A 22,867-nucleotide genomic window follows, 5' to 3' on the forward strand; every position below is an offset into this window, starting at 1 on the left:
AACTTAACGGGCTTTTTACCTTTTCATTATGGAATACCATTTCAAGCAGACAAGTCACTTCGAAGCGGCCATCGTCAGCTGCTCCACCAGTGCCCGCAGCGAATAATCGGAGGTTGAACACAGCTGTATGCTCCCGGCCTGCTGAGGCAAAGCGGCGTCATCATACGGATTGCGCAGCACCAGATTCAGTAAGGGCTTAACTGAAGCGAGTGCCTCGGCCAATACCAGCTGACCTGTGAACAGATGAGCATTAAGCGTGCCCTGAATCACAACATCCGTACCAGCCGCTTGCTGTACGAGTAACGTGATCTCGTCCGCATCCGGCCTCATCGAACAGTGGTGCGTCACCACAGTTAATCCTGCATCCTTCAAAAGCGATGCCAGTCTGATCTCGGCTGCACCGCTATTATCGGCCTGCGTCAGCTGCTCCTGCTTCGGCAGAATCAGCAAATAGTTTAGCGAATTCTTGAGCGGAAGCAGTCGCTGTGGATCTCGGGTAACTTTCACGGTTTTACGAGCCAGATTCAATGCCTCCCCTTCCCACTTCTCCCTGGGAATGGGCTGGGCAGCTGCTCGGTATTGTTGGAATTTACCGTATAGCTGCCGGATCCGATGAACGGACTCGTCAATTCGCGCCTCATCGATCCGCCCATCCTGCACGGCTGCCAGAATACCCGCAATAACCCGGCTCTGATACTCAGGGGTGTGACACATTAGAATCATATCGTTTCCTGCCTGTACGGCCAGGACGCCTACTTCATCCGGACTGAAATGATTACGGATTGCTCCCATCTCAATATCATCAGTGCAGATTACACCTTCAAATCCCAGCTTGGTACGCAGCAGCTCTGAGGCAAAGAAAGAACTGAGCGAAGCTGGAAGCCCAGCGGATTCCGGAATGTTGGGAAACACCAGATGCCCCATCATGATTGAATCCGTTCCGGCATCGATTGCTTCCATGAAGGGAAGCAGCGGCCCCTCCATCAATTGCTCAAGTGTTAGCTCACACGCAGGGAGGACCACGTGCGAATCCCCGCTTACTTGGCCGTGACCCGGAAAGTGCTTTGCCGTCACGGCCACACCTGCTTCATGCATCCCCTGAATATAAGCCCGACCGTATTGGGCTACCCGCCCTGAGTCCTCTCCGAAAGAACGGACACCAACGACGGGATTATCCACATTGGTGTTCACATCCAGTACAGGTGCCCAGTTCATCGGAATCCCCAGCGCGTTCAACTGACTGCCGATGAATTTACCGAGCAGGCAGGCTGTTTCGAGGTCTTCGCTTAATCCAACTGCCCGGTTACCCGGGATATAGGGAAAGAAGGTTTTGAACTTGGACAGGGTGCCCCCTTCTTCATCTACCGAAATATAATAAGGCAATGAGCTGCCAAACTCTCCGGCTATCTTCTGAATTTCTTCGAGTAGTGCCAGCGTCTGCTGCTCACTCTCAACATTATGGGGAAAGATGCCGATCCCGCCAAACCGCTGCTGCGACATTCTCTCCCGAAATTCCGGTTCGGCACAGGTCGATGATGTACCAACCACACACATCGTTGCTATTTTATCTTCCAGTCTCATCGCCTTCGGTTCAGATTCCGCATAGGTCATATCCAGTCCCATTTCATGATAAAGTGTGCGCTCCAGATAATCATGCAGGTAGAACCTCGACTTCACAAAATGCTCCGCCATAGCAGGCGGCTGGTAACGTTCCAGCGCTGCCTTCATGCGAGGCAGAACCTTCTCGCGTCCGCGGCGGTTTCTCGTGTAGTTAATCTGCAGGGAGCGCCACTCTGCATCGTCTCCAGGATACAGCTCCCAGCGGTAGGCGTACTTGTGGATCGCTCGCGAACGGTCTGTTGCTACCTCAAAATCATGCATAATGGCAACCAGTTCCGCTTCTTCCTTATGCTCCTGCACCTCGTCCAGCAGCTTCCAGATGATCTCATAATAGTCCTCCAACTGATAATGGCCGAGGCACGTATGCCCGGTAACCCGATCAATGCCATGAAACCGTTCCAGGAATCGGTCAATGAAGGTGGAGGCATTCGCCTTGCGATTCCAGGCCAGGTCCGCATGCAGCAGCATGGGGTACCACGTCGTTTCAAAAATGCCATACGGAACACCAAGACTGAACGGCCCCGTCCAGTTGGTGGCAACAATACAGTCAAGATCCAGCTTGCCGGCTGTTTCAGCCCACTGAAGCAAGTTGTCTGTGCGGTTCGATAATACCGGATAGTTCTGATGCTCTGCCCAGTCAAAGCTGCGAACAGCCGGAGCTCCCATGACTTCGATGCCCAGCGATCTGAATTTGTCCGTATGCGAAGTAACCTCTGCCTCAATGTTGCGTCCATTATAAATCCAGATCATGGCTGCACTTCGCTGATCCAGCTTAGTCAGCTCTTCCGGAGGACATTTGTCGAGCATGTCATGCCAGAAAATCGGCTGTTTCCCCCGCTCTGCTGTATAGGCGATCAACCGATTCAAAAAGGCGATAAAGGCTCGTTCCCGTACACCTTCATATTCAACTTGACAGCGTTCGCATTCACATAGGCTGTAGACCTCGTCACAGCCCAGATGAATATATCGCGATTCCGGGTGGGCGTCGATCATCTCCCCAAGCAGGGTGGTTATCAGTCCGAAGGACTCCGGGTGCGACGGGCAGATTTCCCCGGTGGACTGCTCTGTTTCGCGGAGGTGACGCCAGGCTTCGTGGCGCAGTACATACTCCAGGTGTCCGAAGCTCTGCTGAAGCGGAATAATCTCGATAAAATGTTCATGGGCAGTAAGCTTCAGTTCTTCAAACTGCGACAGGCTTAATGCATGTTTGGGATGCGCAAGCTCTGGGTGAGTCCGAAATGGAAATTTATCCTCATATTCAATCAGCACGGCGTTCGTCTTATATTTGGCAAACTCTCCCAAATATTCGATCAGCAGCTCCGGCTTCGAGAACGTCTGGCGTAAATCCAGATTCATTGCCCGCACAGCCGTATCCGGCCAGTCGGATATCAACACGGCCGGGATGTTTTCATCCGATCCGCGTAGTTGAACCAGGGTCTGCAATCCATAAAATAGACCCGCAGCATCCAGCGCCCAAACCTCCGCCCTACGGCTCGAAACCTCTAACGTGTAACCTTGCGGCCTCCCTGCAAGGCATGCCCATTTTTCTTCGCTTTCTGCAGAGAATGAAGTGACATTAGAGTGAAACGAGTTCTTCTCCTGTTCTACCTGGACTTCATCAACGGCCTGATCGCTGATCTTAGGGTCATGGTCTACCTGCTGTGGTTCTTGCCCTACCGAACGTTCTATAACAAGCCAATAACCTTTATCTATTCTTGAGGACGTATATTGAAGTCCCGGAAATGCCCGTCGGCAATGAACTGCCAGCCGGGGATCTTCCTGCTCCATATACATGCTTATCCTTGCCTTGTCGTCCAGCCGTAAGGGGCCTTCCTGAATTGCTGTAAACTGCTTCGGTTGCGGTATCAAGCTCTGCATCGCTCTCCTCCTATTCGTCACTCTATGCCTGCAGGTGCCCGTTCTTCCAGCACTGCAGCATGCTCAGCTTCCCATCGTTCATGTTGAAGCTGACCAGATCCGCAGGTGCTCCTGCCTCAAGTCCTGCGGCTTGTTGAAGTCCAAGCAGCTTCGCCGGATGCGCCGAAGCATAATCCCAGGCATCGGCAAGTCCGGCAAGTCCTGTTTCCACGAGATAGCTCACCTGATCCAGCAGCATCCTTGCCGAGCCGGCCAACAGCTGCGGCTGCCCGGCAAGGTGCAGCCGCCCTTCTGCTGTCAACACCACGTCGCCGCCGATGTGCAGACGGTAAGTACCTGGCGGCATGCCGCTCAGTGAGACGGCATCGCTAACGAGAATGGCCCGTTTGCGCTTCATTCGGAGAATGACAGACAGCACAGATGGCGGAAGATGATGGCCATCTGCGATCATGCAGCCATACAGCTCATCTGCTGCCAGCTGCTCCCACAGGTAGTTGGGATGGCGCGGAAGCATGAGATGTGCACCATTGCCAAGATGGGTAGACATGACGGCCCCCGCCTGGACAGCTTCCCGGATCTGCTCAGGCGAAGCTGCCGTATGCCCAATGGAGACCAGAATGCCAGATTCACAGCACCGGGCGATAAATGAAGCTGCCTCCGGCCATTCCGGGGAAAGGGTCACGATACGGATTAGCCCGCCTGCGGCCTCCTGCCAGCGGCACAAGGCATTCCAGTCCGGGGGAACGATATGCTGCAGCGGATGTGCACCGCGCGGTCCGTCCTCTGGTGACAGGAACGGGCCTTCCAGATGAATGCCCGCTATGCCCGCGGCCGCATTCGGGTCCATCCGAACAGCTTCGGCAATTGCAGATGCAGCTTCAGCGAGCCGATCATAACGGTTTGTAATCAGTGTAGGGCAATAACTCGTGACTCCTTGACTCTGCAGCTGCATGGTCAGCTTCAGCACCGTATCCGGGTACAGCGGAGCCGCATTCAGATCCAGACCCCAGCCACCGTTCACCTGCAAATCAACCAGACCGGGGGCAAGCCAGGGAAGATGTTCCGTGGAAGATGTCACAGCAAGATCAGTAACGGCAGCAATCTTTCCCTCTCTGACTCGGACCTCAATGGGCAGCCCCGTCCGGTAGTGTCTACCACGAATGAGCATGCTCACAGGGCGAAGGCTTCCCGGTCCGTAAACATCGTGATACCGGGATGTGTACGCAGGATGGTTGCCGGACATGCCGTGCTTATCGGATCATGTAACGCTGCATTGAGCGCCTGACGTTTCGACGCGCCTGGAACAATGGCGAACAGTTTCTTGCCTGCCATCAGCGCCGGCACCGTCAGAGTCAGAGCCTGTTCAGGTACATCATCCAGCCGGGCAAAACAGCCATCGTTTACCTGCTGACGGCGGCAGGCCTCATCCAGCTTTGCTACTTTTACAGGCACCGGGTCATTGAAATCCGCAACAGGTGGATCATTGAAGGCAATATGTCCATTCTCTCCGATCCCAAGACAGACGATATCCATAGGAGCAGCATGGAGCAGCTCTCCATATCTCCGGCATTCCTGCTCCACATCCCCCAGTCCGTTCAGCAGTTCCACCCGCCCCGGATGAATTCGGCTGAATAGACGTTCCGTCAGATATTGGCCGAAACGCTGCGGAGCCTCCTCCGGTAAACCAATATATTCATCCATATGAAAAGCACAGACCCTTGACCAGTCGATGCCCTGCTCCCGTGCCAGCCCCTCATACAATTCGTTCTGTGAAGGAGCTGCAGCAAAGACGATACGGACCTGACGCTTCGGATCCTGCAGCAGCTGTCTTAATTGATGCCCAACTGCGGATGCGGCAGCTGCCCCCATCTGGTCCCGATTGGCATAGATCTGTACAGACATTCGATCGACGACTTGCGTTTCCAGTGGCTGTGTCAAGCCATTTACTTTCATGCTTCTCATCCTCCTTCAGACGGCTGCTCACCCGATTCTTCATGACTCACATTCTGCATCAGCAGTGTCGCATGGGACAGATCATGCCTGCTCGCATAGTAATAACCGTTATAACGGATTCGGCGAGGTTCAAAACCAACCTGTCTTCCCGAGATCACCGCTTCCGAGCTAAGCGTGACATTTCCATCTGCTCCAGTGATGCCGCTGGTATACCGTCCTGCTGAATGCGTAAACCTTCCCTCCACCTTCGAACCCGTTAGTACCTCACCAGTATCGTAATCCCTGACCTTCAGTGTGACGGATACCGCTGATCCGCTATACACCAGATTCATGTCAGAGACAATTAGGGGCTTCAGCGTGGTGCTTCCCGTCGTAGCCGAGACTTCATCGGTGAGTGGTCCGATGTTGCCCTGCAAGTCACGGGCTGCAATGCGGTAGTAGTAAGTCGTATCCGGCAGCAGTCCCTTATCCTGGTAGTTCAAGCCCCGGGCGAGTCCAGCGATATCTGAAGCAGCAGGCATGAAGCCTTGAATCGTACTTCGATAGATTACATATCGCTCCACTTCCATGTTATCTGAAGCCTTTCCATAATTCAGCTGTATGGTCTGATAACTGGTGGCTTCGATGGAGGGTATTCCAGCAAGGGCCGAAGGGGCCTCCTGATCATCCGGGGCTATCCAATGTGTCCCGCCAGGTCCCCAGAACGAAGGCAGTGCCCGGTAGGAATCATAGTGATGGACGGCAATACCGCCGAAGGCGCTGTTCTGCCCGTAAGCTGCATAGACCTTATCCAGTTCGGCTTCCATATGGCTGCGGCCTTCTTCCCAGAACGTGATTGACTCGGGATCGCCGCTATTCGCGATATCCAGTGTCTCAACGCCAATTACCACTGAATTCGGCTTGCCGATCTGGTCTGCGTAAGCGAGTTCTCCAGCAGCCCCGGCAATAATTCCAGCGGAGCCGTCCGCCGTATCCCGGTAATCCATGATGGAGATGTAGTCGGAGATATCCTGAACATGCTCGGAGAGCCACTTGCTGGAGCCATTCCAGACAATATTCGCACCCTGATCCGACGTGTCATACCACTTGGGCACAGCTGGGCCGAACGGCAGCCGGATACCCGCCATATCCCGGCGATCAATCATTTTTTGCAAGACATCCAGATATTCCTGCTGCAGGAACCGGCTCGGATCTCTGAAGTCGGGGGAAATGTAAGGCTCAATATCCACATTGATGCCGTCAAACTTCTCCGTATCTGCTGCTGCAAGATTGTAATTGATGACCTGTTCCATTTCCCTTACTGCATGACTATGATATTTCTCGTATGCGCCCATGTATGCCGGGGAAGTGCCGCCAGCAATAAGAGCATGCACCTGCAGATTTTTGCTATGAGCCCAGCTCAGGAACGAACGCAGTTCATCCACCTGTTCTTCCAGCGCATTGTACCCTGCGTACTTGCCTACTGCGAGATACAGCGTCTGAACTGGGTCTTGCCCGAATGTCTGTGTATCCGTAATGAATGACTCCAGCACCTGGCGCGAGCCGGGATTCAAAAGCAGCTTGTAGCTTTCCGGTTCCCAGATCCACATGGACCGGTCCTGATGGGGCAGAGGGACAGCCGGTTCGTTCGTCCCGTTTCCAACCTGTGCATATACGGTTGGACTATAGCCGTATCGTTCCGGTGCATTGGTCGCTCTGGCCTCCAGACTGACGGTACGATCAACCATTCCCGCTGTGTCCCACACGAAGACGTAAGCCGTACCTTGCTCGGTTGCCTGCTGCCAAGGCCCTCGATTCACCCTCACCTCTACCATTGAGACCGGAATGGGCGAACTGGTCTCAATGGTGACCTCTACCTGACCGCTTAAAGGCACACCTTCGGATGGTCCCGTGATAGTGACGACAGGGACAGCCCCTGCCGGATTATCAACGGTAAGCATGGCGGGAGTGCTCCATACCCCGTAGCGGGTGGACGTATCCAGCCCGCGGACCATCAGTTCCACTGTCCCGTTATAGCCCGATGTATCGAGCATGTAAGACCAAGTGCCGCTGTCATCCCCGTCCGGATCATTCAACATCACTTCGTATTGGGACGTACCGTTCACATACAGCCGAATGTCATACAGGTCGGTATAACTGCCACCGATCTCTACCATTCCTCCGTCCGACACATAACCACCACCGGGCGCGTCCAGCGAGATGGAACCAGCTGCTCCCGCCTTACCAGGGAAGGGTATTCCAACGAACACCATAGTTATCAACAAAACCATGGCTAGCCTGAATCCGGAGTACACACGCAGGTGCTGCTTTTTCATAAGCGAAGCCTCCTTTTGCCATTCTGTACTAATGGTCTAGGATTCCTGGGCCGTATATTCGCTCATTTCGCGCTCAACTGAATATTCAGAACGCGGTCATACGCTTCCTTATAAGTGCTCAGCAGCTGATCTACACCAAGATTGTTAATCTCCTCTACATACTTCTCCCAATCCGCCAGACTGCGGGAGCCGGTCACGAATTTGGCAAAGCTCTCATCGCGGTGCTTTTTGATCGCCTGCCCGGTAATGGAGATGATTTCATTTTCACCCTCGGTAAATGCAGGTCTTGGCTGCATGGCGGAAGGATCATACTTCACCGCTTCTTCATAAGCGTGCTTCAGGGCATCCGAGAACAGGGACAGATGAGCATTAAAATCAATCCAGGTATAGGTTCCACTGGTCTGCAGCCCCGTTTGCTTGCGCATTTCAATGACATCGTTATACTCCGGCTTGAACTTGATCGCATCTCCTTCCTTTACATATGTCTCGCCTTCTACTCCCCAGCTGCTGAACGTACGCCCTTCCTCGGAATAGAAGAAGTCCATGTACTTCATGATATCGTCAATGTTTTTGGAGGTAGACGCTACCGTTAACCCGCCCTCCATATAATGAAAATATGGATTCAATTGTTTGCCACCGGCAACACCGGCTGGTGGTGCCATGAACTGCATGTTGAACTCGGGGTTCTCCGGCTGCATGGCATTGTTAAAGAAATCAATCCGGCTGATATAATCGATGGTCACGAATGATTTGCCTGTAGAGACCATATCCTGCCACTGCTTCGTTTGCAGCGATAAGAAATCAGGCGGAACCAGTCCTTCGTCGTAAAAGCTTTTCCACATGCCTACCATGGATTTATAATTATCTTCGGTCGGTCCATAACGCCATTCTTTCTGGTCAAAATCATAGTAGGCGCCTTCCCCGGTTCCATAATTCACCGTCATATTGGCATTCATCTCATCCGGAATCTGTCCGTAGCGGATGGAGAGAGGATAACTGTCCGGATATTTCTCCTTCAGCTTCTTCAGGGCCGCATGCAGCTCTTCGTAAGTCGTCGGAACCTGAATGCCTTCCTTGTCGAAAACATCCTTGCGATACATCCAGATTATACGGTTCGTCTCACCGAAGCCCTGATTAGGGAACATATACATCTTGCCGTCGGCAGAGAGTGCTGCCTTCGCTTCCTCGGGATATTGCTTCATCCATGCCTGCAGATTCGGCATGTTGTCCATATACTCCATCAGATCCACCAGCGCGCCTTGCTGCCCAAACTTGTTTGATTCCTTGCGATTGGGCATATACATCAGATCAGGCAGCGATTTGGAGGCAATCGCCAGATTCAGGCTTTCATCCAGCTTGCCGGAAGGTGTCTGCACTTCAAGTGTGACGCCAGTCTTCTCCTTCAGCCAGCTCCAAACGGGCCAGCTTTTGGAATACGGAAATGTGGGATTGTTATCCAGCAGTGCGGTAAACGTCTTTCCGGTTCCCGAGGAGTTATTCTTTACGTCATTCTTCCCTTGTGCATCCGTCTTCGGGCCGGAAGCATTGCCGCCTCCACTGCACCCCGCTACCATCGTTACAGCAATCAACAGCGGAAGTATTACCGATTTCCATTTGCCCATACGCTTCTCTCCCTTAAGTGAATTTGCGGTGGTTTTCATGGCGATTAGCCCTTGACTGCCCCAACCATGGCTCCCTTCACAAAATACTTCTGTACAAATGGATAAATGATCAGGATTGGCAAAGTGGACACCATAATGGTCGCATACTTAAGTGATTCCTCCACGACCACATTATCCCCGCCAATCGACGTAACATCGCCTGAGCTTGCACTGCCGGCCAGCACCAGATTACGGAGCAGCACCTGCAGCGGAAACAAATCGGGAGACCTTAGATAGAGCAGCGGGAAGATAAAGTTATTCCACATGCCCACGGCATAGAACAGGGCAATGGTAGCGAAGGACGCCTTGGACAGCGGAACGACAATACGAATGAAGATACCGATATCGTTCAGACCGTCCATACGCCCCGATTCCTCCAGCTCTTTGGGAATGCCTGAGAAAAACGTTCTCATCAGGATCAGATTCCATGTGCTGACGGCCCCTGGAAGAACCATGCCCCAGACGGTGTCCACCAGATTCAGGGAGCGGACCACCAGAAAGGTCGGAATCATTCCGCCGCTGAAGAACATCGTGATGACAATCAGTACGGTGAAGCTATTGCGCAGCGCCATGTCTTTCCTGGACAATGCATACGCTCCGGTTGAAGTGACCACCAGCGAGATCAGCGTACCGAGCACAGTATAGATAATCGTATTTCGGTAAGCCGTCCAGATTTGCGGATCTCCCAGCACCAGCTTATACATGCTCAGATCGAAGCCCTTGGGCCAGAAGGTAATATTGTTCTGAATGACATTGGCGTTGCTGCTGAGGGAAACGGCCAGCATATGAAGGAACGGATAGAGTGTGACCACCACAACAAGCAGCAGAATTAATGATGCCATGAGATTAAACCAGGAGAACCGGAGGGATTTCACATTCACACCTCATTTCTACCATAGACTGGTTTCACTAAATCGGCGGCTGAGCAAGTTGGCCGTATAGATGAAGATCAGGCTGATGACTCCCATGAACAGGTCAATGGAGGCGCCATAACTGAAGTTTCCCTGGACCATCCCTACCCTGTAGACATAGGTACTGATAATATCTGCTGTATCGTAGATCGCCGGGTTCTGCATCAGGAAGACCTTCTCGAAACCAATCTCTAGCACCTTGCCGATATTCAAAATCAGCGTGATGACGATCGCAGGAGATATGCCGGGCAGCGTGACATGCCAGATTTTGCGCAATCGGCTTGCTCCGTCCATATCAGCTGCCTCATACAGCTGAGGGTCAACGGCTGTCAGCGCGGCCAGATAAATAATGGTCTCCCAGCCGATATGCTGCCAGATCTCCGACAGAACATAGATCCCTCGAAATAGTCCGGGTTCATTCATGAAATTGATCGGTCCCAGGCCAATCCATTCGAGCAGATTATTAATCAATCCTCCGGTGGGGGAGAGAAACATAATGACCATACTTGCCACAATTACATTCGAGATAAAATGAGGCAGATAACTGACCGTCTGCACAAAACGCTTAAACGCCGCCTTACGCACTTCATTGAGCAAAATGGCCAGCACGATCGGGGCCGGGAAGCCGAACACCAACTTATACATTCCCAGCAGGAACGTATTTTTCATGAGCGGCCAAAAATCGGGATTCTCCAGAAACATTCGGTAGTATTTCAGCCCCACCCAATCACTGGCCCAAATTCCCTTAAACAGGTTGTAGTCTTTGAAGGTAATGACCAGTCCGAACATCGGTGCATAGCGAAAGATTAAATAATACAGGAGGCATGGCAGGAAGAGCAGCCATAGCGCCTTGTTTTTGTTCCAGATCCGGGTCATCCGGGTCATCCGCACCTTCCGCCGTGACGAATGATTTAATTTTCTTCGCAGTTTGTCTTCCATTAAGCCAACATCAGCCATCGGCATGCCCCCTCTTGCTACATAATTGCAGCTCATTTATATGTGAGCTAACTTCCCCTAAACGACCGGGGTTTGTAACCGAATTATAGCCAGTTTTCGATGGTAAGCGCTATCTACATGTTATATAACATTTCGCCTATACTGCTATTTTCCAGATATCCGCGTATAAATCCGTAAAAGTGTATATTATTTGTGTCAGCTTTATGCCGTTATGATAGGATTATTCCATTGAGCTAATTGATCCGAACACTCCTATTTTCAACAGAAGCAGCACTAGAGCAGTTGAGTGCGAACCAAAAAGCACGAGTCACAGAGATCAAAAATCCTGCAGCTCGCGCTTTTCTTTTCTTCCTATACTTGATCATTGTTTTTGTTGAGTATATAAATTAATCCATTTAATTGGCCCATTCACTGCCATTCCAGATATCCGGATTATCAATAGTCTGATTTTCTCCACGTACAACAGAATCATAACTTTCCTTTGTATTCGTATACCAGTCAACAATAACTAACTTCCCATTCACATTTTGCACCAGAAATTCAGTAGGTTCAGCAAAGCTACCCACATCCTTCTTAATGCGTGCCTCTAATTTAAAATAGAAAAAATCCTCACCTTCTCTAACATGTTCAACTTTTCCGGCACTAATATCAACGCCTGTCACTTGATTATGAGTGAGGTTGTTTTTGCGAAACAAATTAAATTGAGATGAAATCTTTTTTTGCGTATATTGCTTAAGGTTTTCATTATCGATATACCGATCCAGTTCAATGTCGGAGCCGTTCCAAATCGCCTTGTAATATTCAGTTAGCGCTTCTGTACACATTTTATAGGCCGCATCAGTATCCAGAGCGGATAGACTTCTGTCGTCTTCAGCTAAAAAATGGGAGGAGTCTTTCGATGAATTTTCTTTAGTGTTGGGAGAAACTTCTCCATCTTTAGCATTATTAACATTGATTCCTCTGGAAACAGAAGTATCATTACTGTCGTTATCACTCGTATTAGCTTGTTCACATGCACTTAGCGTTAATAAAATCACCAATAACAGGTAAGAACGTTTCATTAATTTCCTCCAGTGAGAATATTCTTCTACTCCACATCTTGAAGCTGGGAAATGAGGCTATTGTGCATGATCTCAGCGAGTCATCCTTCATTACGATCACACAAAAGCATCGTTAAAGGATTTTATTATGTAAGATAACTTCTCTTTAAATCCTGGAATTATCCCTTTATTATAACAAACCTTTTATGGTAAGCGCTATCTACATGTTATATAACATTTCCCTCTACTGCTATTTTCCAGATATCCGCGTATAAATCAGTAAAAGTGTATATTGTTTGTGTCAGCTTTATGCCGCTATGATTAGATTAGACCATTGATCTGCGGCTGTATTCGAGGGGGGAATGTCATAATGAAGGAACTGCTTACAAACCGATTTGCGCTGAACGGCCTGTTTGTTAAGCTAATGCTGAGCTTCCTCAGTGTCATCCTGATTTTGGCTTCATTTAATCTGTTCTCCCATCTGTACCTTAGCAATAAAGTTTATCAGGAGATGGTAAGACAAAATGAACTGGGCCTCGCACAGACCGTCGAAGGATATGAGAATCACTTCCGGCTGACCCAGAACATGATTCTGGCCCTCATTCAATCGGATACCTGGACAGCCAACTTGGGCATTTTGAGCCACCTTAAGGACAACCGTCGTTACGATATCCCTGCTGAAGTGAAAGCGGACCTCTCTACCCTGTATACCAATCCTTTTTTGCATATCGACAATTTCATTCTTTATTTCAAGCAGGAGGACTATGTGCTGGAGAAGGAAGGCCTTAGCAGCGCAGCCGACATGTTCGGCAAATATTATTACAGTGAAGCGTACTCGCCGGATTACTGGAAAAGCCAAACGATGAGCAACCAGTTCCTGAAAGTGATGCCTGCAGCAGCTTTTACAGAAAAAACTGTCCATTCGTCCCGCTCTCTGGGAGAGCTGATGCCTGTCATGATGAAAGCCATCCCCTATGAGGAAGTGTACGGCATTGTGATGCTGAATCCGCAGCGCATGCAGGATACGTATGGAGATGGCAGCCATAATCCGTTCTACATCCTGGATAGTGAGGGGCGTTTATTGTTCACTACCACAGAAGAGAAACTTCATAATCCTTCGCTGCCTATAGAGGGAAGCAGACATGAACGCATTGGAGATCAGTATTACTTCTATGAAAAAGGCAAGCAGACCGGGTTCACCTATGTGAGAGTCACCCAGGCCTCAGTGATTGCGGCGGAGATGCGGGGCATGCAGCTGCTGCTTACGGTACTGCTCGGCGCTGCCATTTTGATCAGTATACTCTCCTCCCTGCTGTTCAGTCTGAGGTTAAATCAGCCGCTGCAGCACCTTATTGCCGCTCTTGACCGAAATTCCGGAAGCGGGACAGACAAGTTGAGCAGAGTAAAGGAATTCGCCATGATCGGTGACCGTCTAAGTACCATTCTGGAGAGCAATCGATTCATTCAAAGCGATCTTGCGCAGAAGAACTCTCTGGTGCGGCAGTTCGCTTATACGCATAAAGTCAAGAACATCCCGCTCAGCTCACATCTGGCAGATCTTGAGGAGGTTCGGCAGCCCGAACATCCCTACGTGGCCATTTTATTCAAGGTTGGCTTCAAAGACCGGCCCGATGAATTGGAACAGCACACCCTCCTATTGTGGAAATTAATTCAGAGCCTGTTCACCAGCAATCCGAATAACAGCGTTGCACTTCAGCCTGAACAGGATCAATTACTCCTGCTTCTATTCGATCCCGGTCCGCAGAGCGGTATCCTGCAGGCGCTCGATACGCTGAAGAAACTGCTTGCTGCTGAAGAATGCCTGTACCTGACCATTGCGGTAAGCCCGGTATACTCGGGGGATATTCCGTTTACCGATGCGTATGGGAATCTGTCCACTCTGCTCAAGGAACGAAGACTAAACGGAGAAACCCAGGTTATTGTCGAGCCACGAGCCTCTTCATCCAGCTCGTTTCATGTCAAGGTGACTTACGGGGAGGAACTGCATGATCTGCTGCAATCAGGCAAGGAGCAGGCTGTGTTTGCCTGGCTGGATCGCCAGCTGGAGCAGCTGAGACACAAGGACGCAGCCGCAGAGGATTTTCGGACATTTGCTCTTGGTGCAATAGAGCAGGTCGGTAAGACGGTGATGAAGCTGAATTTGACAAGCATGGAAGGCGGAATTCACGCCTCTCCTTCTGGTGATCCGTTTGCTGGATTTTATTCCATAGAGCAATACAGGACATGGCTTCAGTCGCAGATTCAACCGATCCTCTCGGCGATCAGCAGCCAATTGGAAACGAAAGATCCCGTTATCAGCTTTGTGCTCGATTATCTGAACCATCATTATGGGGAGGATATTAATCTGAATCTTGTTGCCGACAAGCTGAATCTCACGCCGGGGTATCTCTCCAGCATTTTCAAGGAAAAGACCAACATCAACTTCAGCGAATATCTCAATAATCTTCGTGTTGAGCGGGCCAAGGAACTGCTGGTCAATGTGGATCTGCGAATTCAGGATATTGCCATGCAGGTCGGTTATCAGAACGTAAACTCCTTCATCCGCATGTTCAAGCGTCGATACGGACTGACCCCGGGAGAGTATCGCAAGCGTCATGCGGGCGATGACCCGTTCATCTCCTCGAATCATGGATAGCCAGGTGTGAGGAGCGGGGAAACCTTAAGAGCCTATATAAAGCAAACACCCGCTTAGAAAGCGGGCGTTTGCTAATATATCACATGAGAATTTTGGACAGGTGCACAAGAGCCGTGGAGGAAATGCGTTGTTCTTCAGGAATATTCTCATAAAGAAGATGTTCTTTTCCCGCATCCATCATTTGTTTGCGCATGGCTGCAATCCGGCCTTTGCCCTGATCAATGAAACGAAAATCCACCTGCCGCAGACTTGGCATTTCGGTCAAACGCTCGAAAGCTTCTGCCTTTATTCCCTTATGTATTTCTTTCAGCACCAGCACCTCCAAGTGCTCCATAGTCCATAGGTTGTCTATATACTGTAGTGATTTCATAAAATCCAATTCCAGCTGCCGCAGGTTTTTCATACCTGAAAAATCGCACAGCCGCTCGACTTTGGGCAGTGACAGGTGCAAAAACTCCAGATGATGCAATGCGCTCAGTTCATCAATATGAGTCAGATTCCGTACAGATGACAGTCTCAGCATACGAATGTTTGAGTCAGCAAGTACATCCAGAGGACCATTTAAGGCACCATTATCAATGGCCAGATATTCAATGAACGGCAGGTCCAAGGCAAAATCCAGTGTCTCGATGGTACAGTTCAACACCAATGTGCTCAACCGAATACAGTCCTCAATCGGAGCCAAATCATCAAATTTTCCGCTGAGAGAAAGATACTGCAGCTGCTTGTACTGTCGGAGGAACTCCAGATTTTGCGTTTTGGCTGCCCGTATATTCAAAAACTCCAATCGCTGCAGCGCACCAAGTACACTCAAATCCTGTTTCTGTTTCAGGTCCAATTCCAAAGCTTTCACATATTTTAATTCGGCAATGATCTTCCAAAACTCTTCCGTGTACCGTCCCTTCTCCTCCACATTCGTAATCTTCAGGATCAGATCAGGCCGTTTGGAAAATACCCGTTTGTCCAATTCCGCAACATCTTCCATCACGTCTGCTCCGACTACAAAAGAAATGGTAGCCCGATTCCGCAGCTGCTTAACCGCATTGTCCATTTTCGCTGTGTTCCAGGGAACGCCGCTCATCGACGCCGTCCAAGGTTCACTCATTTTTAGACCCCCTCCTTCTGTTTTTCCTGTAATTGTAAATGAAGAAGACCGCCTTGAGAAGTGCAATTTAGGCTGTATAGATAGAGTTCGTCCACGTCTCTTCTCATTTGCCTCTCGCCCATCTATTATAGAAATAAGCGTTTGAACAGACTGGAGGAACCACAGCATGCAATTTGCCAAACGAATGAACCACTTTAATGAAGGAATATTTACACGATTATCTGAAATTAAGCGACAACGTCTGGAACAGGGGCTCGGCGTCATTGATCTGAGTGTAGGCGCACCCAACACCCCGCCAGCGCAACATATTATCCAGGCTCTATGTGAAGCGGCAGCTGATGTTCAGAATTACACCTATGCCATCAATGACCAAAGTGAGCTGCTGAAAGCTGTCAGTGAGTGGTACAAGCGCAGGTATCAGGTCGATCTGGACCCCAAAACCGAAGTTTGCTCTCTGCTTGGCTCACAAGAGGGCCTGGCACATATCTCATTATCCATCGTGGATGAAGGCGATCTTGTTCTAGTTCCGGATCCCTGCTATCCGGTATTTGCGGACGGGCCGCTTCTGGCGGGAGCTGAGCTGTACTACATGCCACAAAAGGAAGAACATCAATATGTGATTCAGCTGGAAGAGATCCCGGAAGAGATCGCGCAGAGAGCCAAATTCATGCTGGTATCCTATCCCAACAATCCAACAACAGCCATGGCACCGGAACAGTTCTATCTGGACTTGATCGCATTTGCCAAAAAATATGATATCATTGTCCTCCATGACAATGCGTATAGTGAACTTGTGTTTGACGGGAAATCATGTGGAAGCTTTCTTGCCTTCCCTGGAGCTATGGATGTCGGCGTTGAATTCAATTCCCTGTCCAAAACCTACGGGCTTGCTGGGGCTCGAATCGGATTTTGCTTAGGTAATGCAGCCGTCGTCTCCATGTTGAAAAAGCTGAAATCCAATATGGATTACGGCATGTTCCTTCCCATTCAGAAGGCAGCAATTGCCGCCATTACAGGTGATCAGAGTGATGTAGGCCGGGTACGGGCCATCTATGAGGAACGTCGAGACATTCTCTGCGAAGGATTCAGCAGACTCGGATGGGAAATCGCTAAGCCCGATGCCACCATGTTTATCTGGACGCGGATTCCGGCTCATTATTACAACTCCGAGCAATTCGCCATGGATCTGGTCAGCCGGGCGGGCGTCATCGTGACACCTGGTAGTGCTTTTGGTCCTTCAGGGGAAGGATATGTCCGTCTTGCGCTTGTCCAGGACCGGGAACAACTGGAGCAGGCACTGCAAGCTGTGGAAAACAGCCGTCTGTTGATCTCGAACTAATCCTCAGCAAAAAGCACCAATTCCTTATTAGGGAACGGGTGCTTTTTACTGCTGTCATGCGGAGATGTACTGTATTTCCCCATCCTCTATCGAAACAGAATCGAAATACCGAAATAAAAAATAAGAGCGGTTCAGCTCAATATCAATCTTGGGGAGTTGGCAGCATGGCACAGTTATTTAGAAAAAGAGGGACCCGGACATCAAGCATCGCCAATACACTGTCTATCATGTTGTTGGCCATCATTGTTGTCGTCTTTTCCATCCTGGGAACATTTATATTTACCAGTACTCGAAGCATCCTTGTGAAACAGCAGGAATTGATGCTGCAAACGAAAACGCAGGCCATTGTAGCCCAGTTCGATGCTTTATTTAAGGAAAAAGGATCTCTGGTTAAGCAGATGTCCACCAATAACTTATTCAGGCAGTATATTCAAACCACTGAATCTGCTTCTACCGCCACAACATCACCCTATGCTGCCGAAACCCAAGCTACACTTGCAGCCATCGTGAAGGAAGAGCCATCTTTTGTAGATGCTTGGATCGCGGGCATTGATGGAAAAGGTTTCTGGCTCCAACACGATGGTGCAGCGTCCGACTCTGAATTTGTGATTCAGGATCGTCCGTATTATAAACCGGCTGTTGAAGCCGATGGCTTATACTTCTCCGAACCCTATGCCGATATTGCTACAGGTAATATCCTAATGGGCATATTCTATCCGATTAAGGATGACAACAACGAGTTGATCGGTTTGGCTGCGGCAGATATTGCATTCAAGGATATTCCCGCCATTATGGAGAGCTACTCCCTTGGAAGCACAGGCTATTCCATTTTGGCCTCTAAGACCGGTGACATTTTATATCACCCGGACGAGGCCAAGGTGCTCAAGGAAAAGATTAACGAAAGTCCAGGAGATTTGGGTGAGATCGGCAAGAAAATGATGGCCGGTGAATCCGGAATTCAACTGATTGATGACAACGGTGAAGGCCGTTATATCGGGTATGCCACCAGCGCAGATACCGGATGGTCTGTAGGTTTGACCATTTGGGAGCATGAAGTGCTCGAAGAATTAAAAGCCTTTACGTGGATCACCATTATAGGTTTTGCTGTAGCCGCCATCGTGCTTGTGTTCATCAGTTATATCACCCTGAGATATCTGCTAAGATCCATCCCGAAACTGCTGCAAAAAATCAAGCTTGTGGAACAGGGAGATCTGACCGTCCAGTTTGATACAGCATCCCGCAACGAGATTGGTCAAATCTCACAAGGTATGCTCAACATGGTGCAGAAAATTCAGAGCATGATTCAGATGGTTGGGGCAACAGCCCAAGTTTTAGGCCAATCCTCCAAGGATCTGCAATCCATTTCCGCTCGGACGGCCGTAACGATGAATGATACGGCAACAGCAATTAACGAAATTGCCAATGCAACCAATTATCAGTCCATTGAATCCGAGAACATTTTGCAAAAAACCGGATCATTATCAGGTCAAATCGACGATATTTCAAGTGATGTCCAAACGATGGAGACCAAAGTTCAAGCTTCCGCAGAACAAAGCGAACGAGGATTGGAAGTATTGAATCAGTTATCCAAATGGGCAGAGGAGAACCACCATTCAACCCAGGCCATGTCAACCATTATCCATGATATTGATCTAAGCCGTCATGAAATCTCCGGTATCGTGGACACCGTCCATCAGATCGCAACCCAAACCAACCTGCTTGCACTCAACGCTTCCATCGAAGCTGCACGTGCAGGAGAACAGGGACGAGGTTTTGCCGTGGTCGCAGGGGAAGTTCGCAAACTGGCCGAGCAGACGGCGATGGCAACAGAGGAGATTAGCAAAAAGGTTCGCCAAATCGAAGATAAAACGAAGACATCCGTAGAACACACGGCCCACGGCCTCTTGATTGCAGAGGAAAATGCCAAGTCTGTCGAAGGCACCAAGCAGGTGTTCTACAGCATCAATAAAGATCTGGAGGAATTGAGAATGCGCATGCTGCAGATCAGCAACAACACCTCCAGCGTCCATAAACACAAGGATGAGATTGTCCAGGCACTCGAAATCATCTCCTCCACCACCGAAGAAAATTCAGCCTCTACCGAAGAGGTCAGTGCAAGTACACAGGAACAACTGGACAGTATCCAGCAGGTTGCGGAATTATCCGAGCAATTGAGTCAGTTGTCGAACAAGCTTGAGGAAGAATTAAGCCAGTTCCAAGTTGATCAGAAAGCATAGTGTGCACATGATCGCAATGAACATAAATCAACAACAAAAGCCCGCTGCGTGAGCGGGCTTTTTCGCGTTCCAAATTCGATTTCGCATTAGAATATGTGCTTTATTTCATTGGTCTGTGCCAGTTGGAACGGTACATCAGGTAAAGGAAGTACGGTGTTCCAATCAGGGCAATAAGGATTCCGGACGGAATCTCTGTCGGCGCCATGACGGTTCTGCCGATCGTATCAGCGAGCACCAGCATCACTGCACCTGCGAGTGCGGATAAAAACATTGACCGTCTTAACTTATGTCCTGTCAGCAGCCGTACCATATGCGGGGCAATCAGACCGATAAACCCGACGGTTCCTACACAAGCAACAGCACCTGCTGCCAGCAGTACTCCTGTCGTCATGGCGAGCAATCTTGTTCGGCGCACGCCTAGTCCAAGTCCTGATGCACTGTTGTCGTCGAATACCAACAGTTCGAATCGACGGGCGAGCCACCAGGCCAGCGGAACCAGAACAACCAAAAATAAACCGATAACCTTCACCTGATCCCATGTACGGGCATAGGTACTACCTGTCAGCCAGATATATCCGCTGCTGCCGTATACGGCGCCACGAACAATCAGGATCTGAATTCCCGCTCCAGCAATGGCCGACATGGCGATCCCCAGCAGCACAACCGCAGACGGATTAAGTCCTTTCTTCCAGGAGAGGGAGAATACAACCACTGCCGCAATAGCTGCACCGATGATGGCTGCGATGGGCAGCAGATATATTGGAAGACCCGGCCATAAAATAATGACCATCATGGCTCCGAGCCCTGCCCCGGAGGACACACCGACGATGGAAGCATCCGCCAGCGGATTACGCACGGCCATCTGAATGAGCACACCACTGATCGCCAGTGCAGCTCCAGCACCTGCAGCAACAAGCGTACGCGGAATTCGAAGCTGGATCACCGCCGAGAACAGTCCATCCGATTGGAATAAACTCGGCAACAGATCCGCCAGCGGAATTCGCATACCGCCAAACATCGTACTGAGCAATATAAGCGCTATAGTTACGACCGAGAACAATACTGCCATCGGGCCGAACGCAAAGCGACGCGATGGTGCACCTGTGCTCATGGAAGACGACATCCCTGAACCGTTCGCTGCTTTCATGCGTGTAAGTACCAGCCAGATCAGCCACGGTGCTCCAATAATCGCCATGACAGCCCCTGTCGGCAGCTCCATGCTGGAGTTATGTACCATCTTGGCGAGCACGTCAGCGCCAACCAGGAGAGCCGCTCCCCATATAAACACACCGGGCAGCAGTAATCGGTTAGAGCGTACTCCACTCAATCGGACCAGGTGAGGTGCAACCAAACCCACGAAACCAATTGGCCCGATGACACTGACTATGACAGCAGCCAGCAAAACCGCGATAATCAATCCACCGGCACGAGCCAGGCCAACCCTTTGACCCAAAGAGGACGCCGTTGATTCATCCAGCCCCAGCATATCCCACTGTCTGGACAATATTAGCGCCAGAATGGTTATGCCCACAACCCAGGGCCAAGCATAAGCGACACCGCTCCAGTCATTCTGGACGAGTGTTCCTGAACCCCATAGGAATAGTCCCTGCGTTTCCATGGAGAAGAAAATATGCAGTGCGCTTGTAAATGAGCCAAGCACCATTGACACGATCATACCGGACAACGCAAGTCGAACCGGACTTGATCGTCGTCCCCCGCCCATGAAATAAGCTGCAAATGCCGCAAGCAGACCCCCAAGAGCTGCGAACAGAAAAGGTGACTGATTGAGCACCCCCGGAAAGAGAATCGCTCCCAGCACGACGATAAAGTAGGCCCCTGCATTAATGCCCAGCGTGTCTGATGCTGCCAAGGGATTACGGGTGATCGTCTGCAGGAGTGCTCCGGCCACAGCTAACGCACCGCCTGCGATAATGCCGATAACTGTACGCGGCATACGCAAATCCCAGATCATATTGTGCTCCAATGAGTTCTGTCTGCCTGTAAGAGCATCCCAGACTGTACTCAATGGAATGGAAGCCTCTCCATAACAAAGACTTACAAAAAAAAGCACGATGAGAGCGGTTAGACCGCCCCCATATATGCTTATTGTGCGCCAGTTCAACGCTGGCCTAGCTCCCTGAACTGAACTCATTTGGTAATCGCCTCAACAACTCCGTCAACCAGCACTTTGGAGGAGATTGGTCCACCGAATGTCCATGTTGTGCTATCCAGTTGATATAGGCGGTTTTCCTTCACAAAATTCAGTCCGTTCCAAACCGAGTTATCTTTCATGGCTGTGCCAAAAACGTCATCATCCGGCTGTGTAATATAAATGAAGTTACTGTCCTGTACATCAGATAAGGATTCAATTCCTACTGTGGAGAAGCCATAGCCTTCGAGCTTTTCAGGCTGCCAGTCGTTTACCAAACCGATTTTGTCCAATGTACCAATAACGACCGAGTTGTCCGTGAACATACGCAGACTAGCTGCATTTTGATACGTGAATGCTTGGGTTAGAGCAAAGTGGAAATCTTCTTTGCCTGCAGCAGCCAGTTTTTCTTTGGCTTCTACATAATGTTGATCAAGTTCATCCAGTACTTGCTTCGCTTTGTCCTCTTTGCCAAGAGCAATGGCAATGTTATTGAAGATATCTGTCATTTTGTCATAGTTATAGCCATCGCCTTCATAAGGGTCGAATTCCATCGTTGGTGCGATTGCATTAAGCTGATCGTAGACTGCATTATTGTTATCTGCATTGGCAATGATGAGGTCTGGTTTCAATGCAGCAATAGCTTCCAGATTCGGCTCACTCCGTGTACCAATATCTGTCACGCTGTCATCCAGGGCTGCTTCAGGAGTAACATAAACTTTGTAGTTGGCGTTGTCGGCATTACCTACTGGCTGAACGCCCAGTGCAACCACATCTTCCGTATAGGTCCATTCCAGTGTAACCACGCGCTCTGCCGGCTTGTCCAGCGTCAGTTCTCCACGTTTATGTTTAACGGTAACAGGGCCGGAAGCCGCTTCCGTCTGCGTGTTGTCAGAAGCATTACCTTCACCTGCATCCGCAGCTGATCCGTTCGAGCTAGTGCTTGCAGAACCGCATCCTGCTAATGTAAGAGCAAAAACCAACAATAATAGTAGTCCGTTCAAGCTTTTTTTCATGTACTGTAATCTCCCCTGTTTATATGTATT

Annotated in this window: 14 protein-coding genes; 3 read left to right on the top strand and 11 right to left on the bottom strand. The window is 50.0% G+C overall.

Annotation, left to right across the window (positions count from 1 at the left end):
• Positions 1-54 precede the first annotated feature (54 nt).
• The 8 genes from nagZ to F4V51_RS21410 all read right to left on the bottom strand — a co-directional run bounded on the left by nagZ (position 55) and on the right by F4V51_RS21410 (position 12,356).
• A complete protein-coding gene (gene nagZ / locus F4V51_RS21375; RefSeq protein WP_153979533.1) occupies positions 55-3,498 on the bottom strand; it encodes a beta-N-acetylhexosaminidase in 3,444 nt (1,147 codons plus the stop codon).
• A gap of 22 nt (positions 3,499-3,520) precedes the next feature.
• Positions 3,521-4,666: an N-acetylglucosamine-6-phosphate deacetylase gene (locus F4V51_RS21380; RefSeq protein WP_153980801.1), complete on the bottom strand. Its 1,146-nt coding sequence runs from the start codon at positions 4,664-4,666 to the stop codon at positions 3,521-3,523.
• A gap of 2 nt (positions 4,667-4,668) precedes the next feature.
• On the bottom strand, positions 4,669-5,451 hold the full coding sequence (locus tag F4V51_RS21385; protein ID WP_153979534.1) for a glucosamine-6-phosphate deaminase: 783 nt from the start codon (positions 5,449-5,451) through the stop codon (positions 4,669-4,671).
• Positions 5,452-5,456: 5 nt separating this feature from the next.
• Positions 5,457-7,766: an Ig-like domain-containing protein gene (locus tag F4V51_RS21390; protein WP_162009964.1), complete on the bottom strand. Its 2,310-nt coding sequence runs from the start codon at positions 7,764-7,766 to the stop codon at positions 5,457-5,459.
• 62 nt (positions 7,767-7,828) lie between these two features.
• On the bottom strand, positions 7,829-9,388 hold the full coding sequence (locus F4V51_RS21395) for an extracellular solute-binding protein (RefSeq protein WP_153979535.1): 1,560 nt from the start codon (positions 9,386-9,388) through the stop codon (positions 7,829-7,831).
• Between the two features lie 44 nt (positions 9,389-9,432).
• Positions 9,433-10,269: a carbohydrate ABC transporter permease gene (locus tag F4V51_RS21400; protein ID WP_153980802.1), complete on the bottom strand. Its 837-nt coding sequence runs from the start codon at positions 10,267-10,269 to the stop codon at positions 9,433-9,435.
• A gap of 48 nt (positions 10,270-10,317) precedes the next feature.
• A complete protein-coding gene (locus tag F4V51_RS21405; RefSeq protein ID WP_236146833.1) occupies positions 10,318-11,223 on the bottom strand; it encodes an ABC transporter permease in 906 nt (301 codons plus the stop codon).
• 467 nt (positions 11,224-11,690) lie between these two features.
• Complete coding sequence (locus F4V51_RS21410; RefSeq protein WP_153979536.1) at positions 11,691-12,356, bottom strand: hypothetical protein; 666 nt, start codon at positions 12,354-12,356, stop codon at positions 11,691-11,693.
• 349 nt (positions 12,357-12,705) lie between these two features.
• Between F4V51_RS21410 and F4V51_RS21415 the strand changes: the two genes are divergently transcribed.
• Positions 12,706-14,991 carry a helix-turn-helix transcriptional regulator gene (locus tag F4V51_RS21415; protein WP_153979537.1) on the top strand — a complete coding sequence of 762 codons (2,286 nt, stop codon included), beginning with the start codon at positions 12,706-12,708 and terminating at the stop codon, positions 14,989-14,991.
• Between the two features lie 79 nt (positions 14,992-15,070).
• On the opposite strand, the gene F4V51_RS21420 is transcribed toward F4V51_RS21415, so the two are convergent.
• On the bottom strand, positions 15,071-16,096 hold the full coding sequence (locus F4V51_RS21420; protein WP_153979538.1) for a leucine-rich repeat domain-containing protein: 1,026 nt from the start codon (positions 16,094-16,096) through the stop codon (positions 15,071-15,073).
• A 166-nt stretch (positions 16,097-16,262) separates the two neighbouring features.
• On the opposite strand from F4V51_RS21420, the gene F4V51_RS21425 reads away from it, so the two are divergent.
• Together F4V51_RS21425 and F4V51_RS21430 are read left to right on the top strand one after the other, a co-directional pair.
• Positions 16,263-17,435 (top strand): aminotransferase class I/II-fold pyridoxal phosphate-dependent enzyme, encoded by a 1,173-nt coding sequence (locus F4V51_RS21425; RefSeq protein WP_153979539.1) that lies wholly within the window; start codon positions 16,263-16,265, stop codon positions 17,433-17,435.
• A 164-nt stretch (positions 17,436-17,599) separates the two neighbouring features.
• On the top strand, positions 17,600-19,672 hold the full coding sequence (locus tag F4V51_RS21430) for a methyl-accepting chemotaxis protein (RefSeq protein WP_153979540.1): 2,073 nt from the start codon (positions 17,600-17,602) through the stop codon (positions 19,670-19,672).
• A gap of 100 nt (positions 19,673-19,772) precedes the next feature.
• On the opposite strand, the gene F4V51_RS21435 is transcribed toward F4V51_RS21430, so the two are convergent.
• Together F4V51_RS21435 and F4V51_RS21440 are read right to left on the bottom strand one after the other, a co-directional pair.
• Entirely contained in the window at positions 19,773-21,824 is a 2,052-nt protein-coding gene (locus F4V51_RS21435) for an iron ABC transporter permease (protein WP_153979541.1), read from the bottom strand.
• Positions 21,821-22,837: an ABC transporter substrate-binding protein gene (locus tag F4V51_RS21440; RefSeq protein WP_153979542.1), complete on the bottom strand. Its 1,017-nt coding sequence runs from the start codon at positions 22,835-22,837 to the stop codon at positions 21,821-21,823. Before F4V51_RS21440 ends, F4V51_RS21435 begins: the two co-directional genes overlap by 4 nt.
• Positions 22,838-22,867: the final 30 nt, after the last annotated feature.

The organism is Paenibacillus xylanilyticus, assembly GCF_009664365.1.
In the GTDB taxonomy this organism is placed as follows: Bacteria; Bacillota; Bacilli; order Paenibacillales; family Paenibacillaceae; genus Paenibacillus; species Paenibacillus xylanilyticus_A.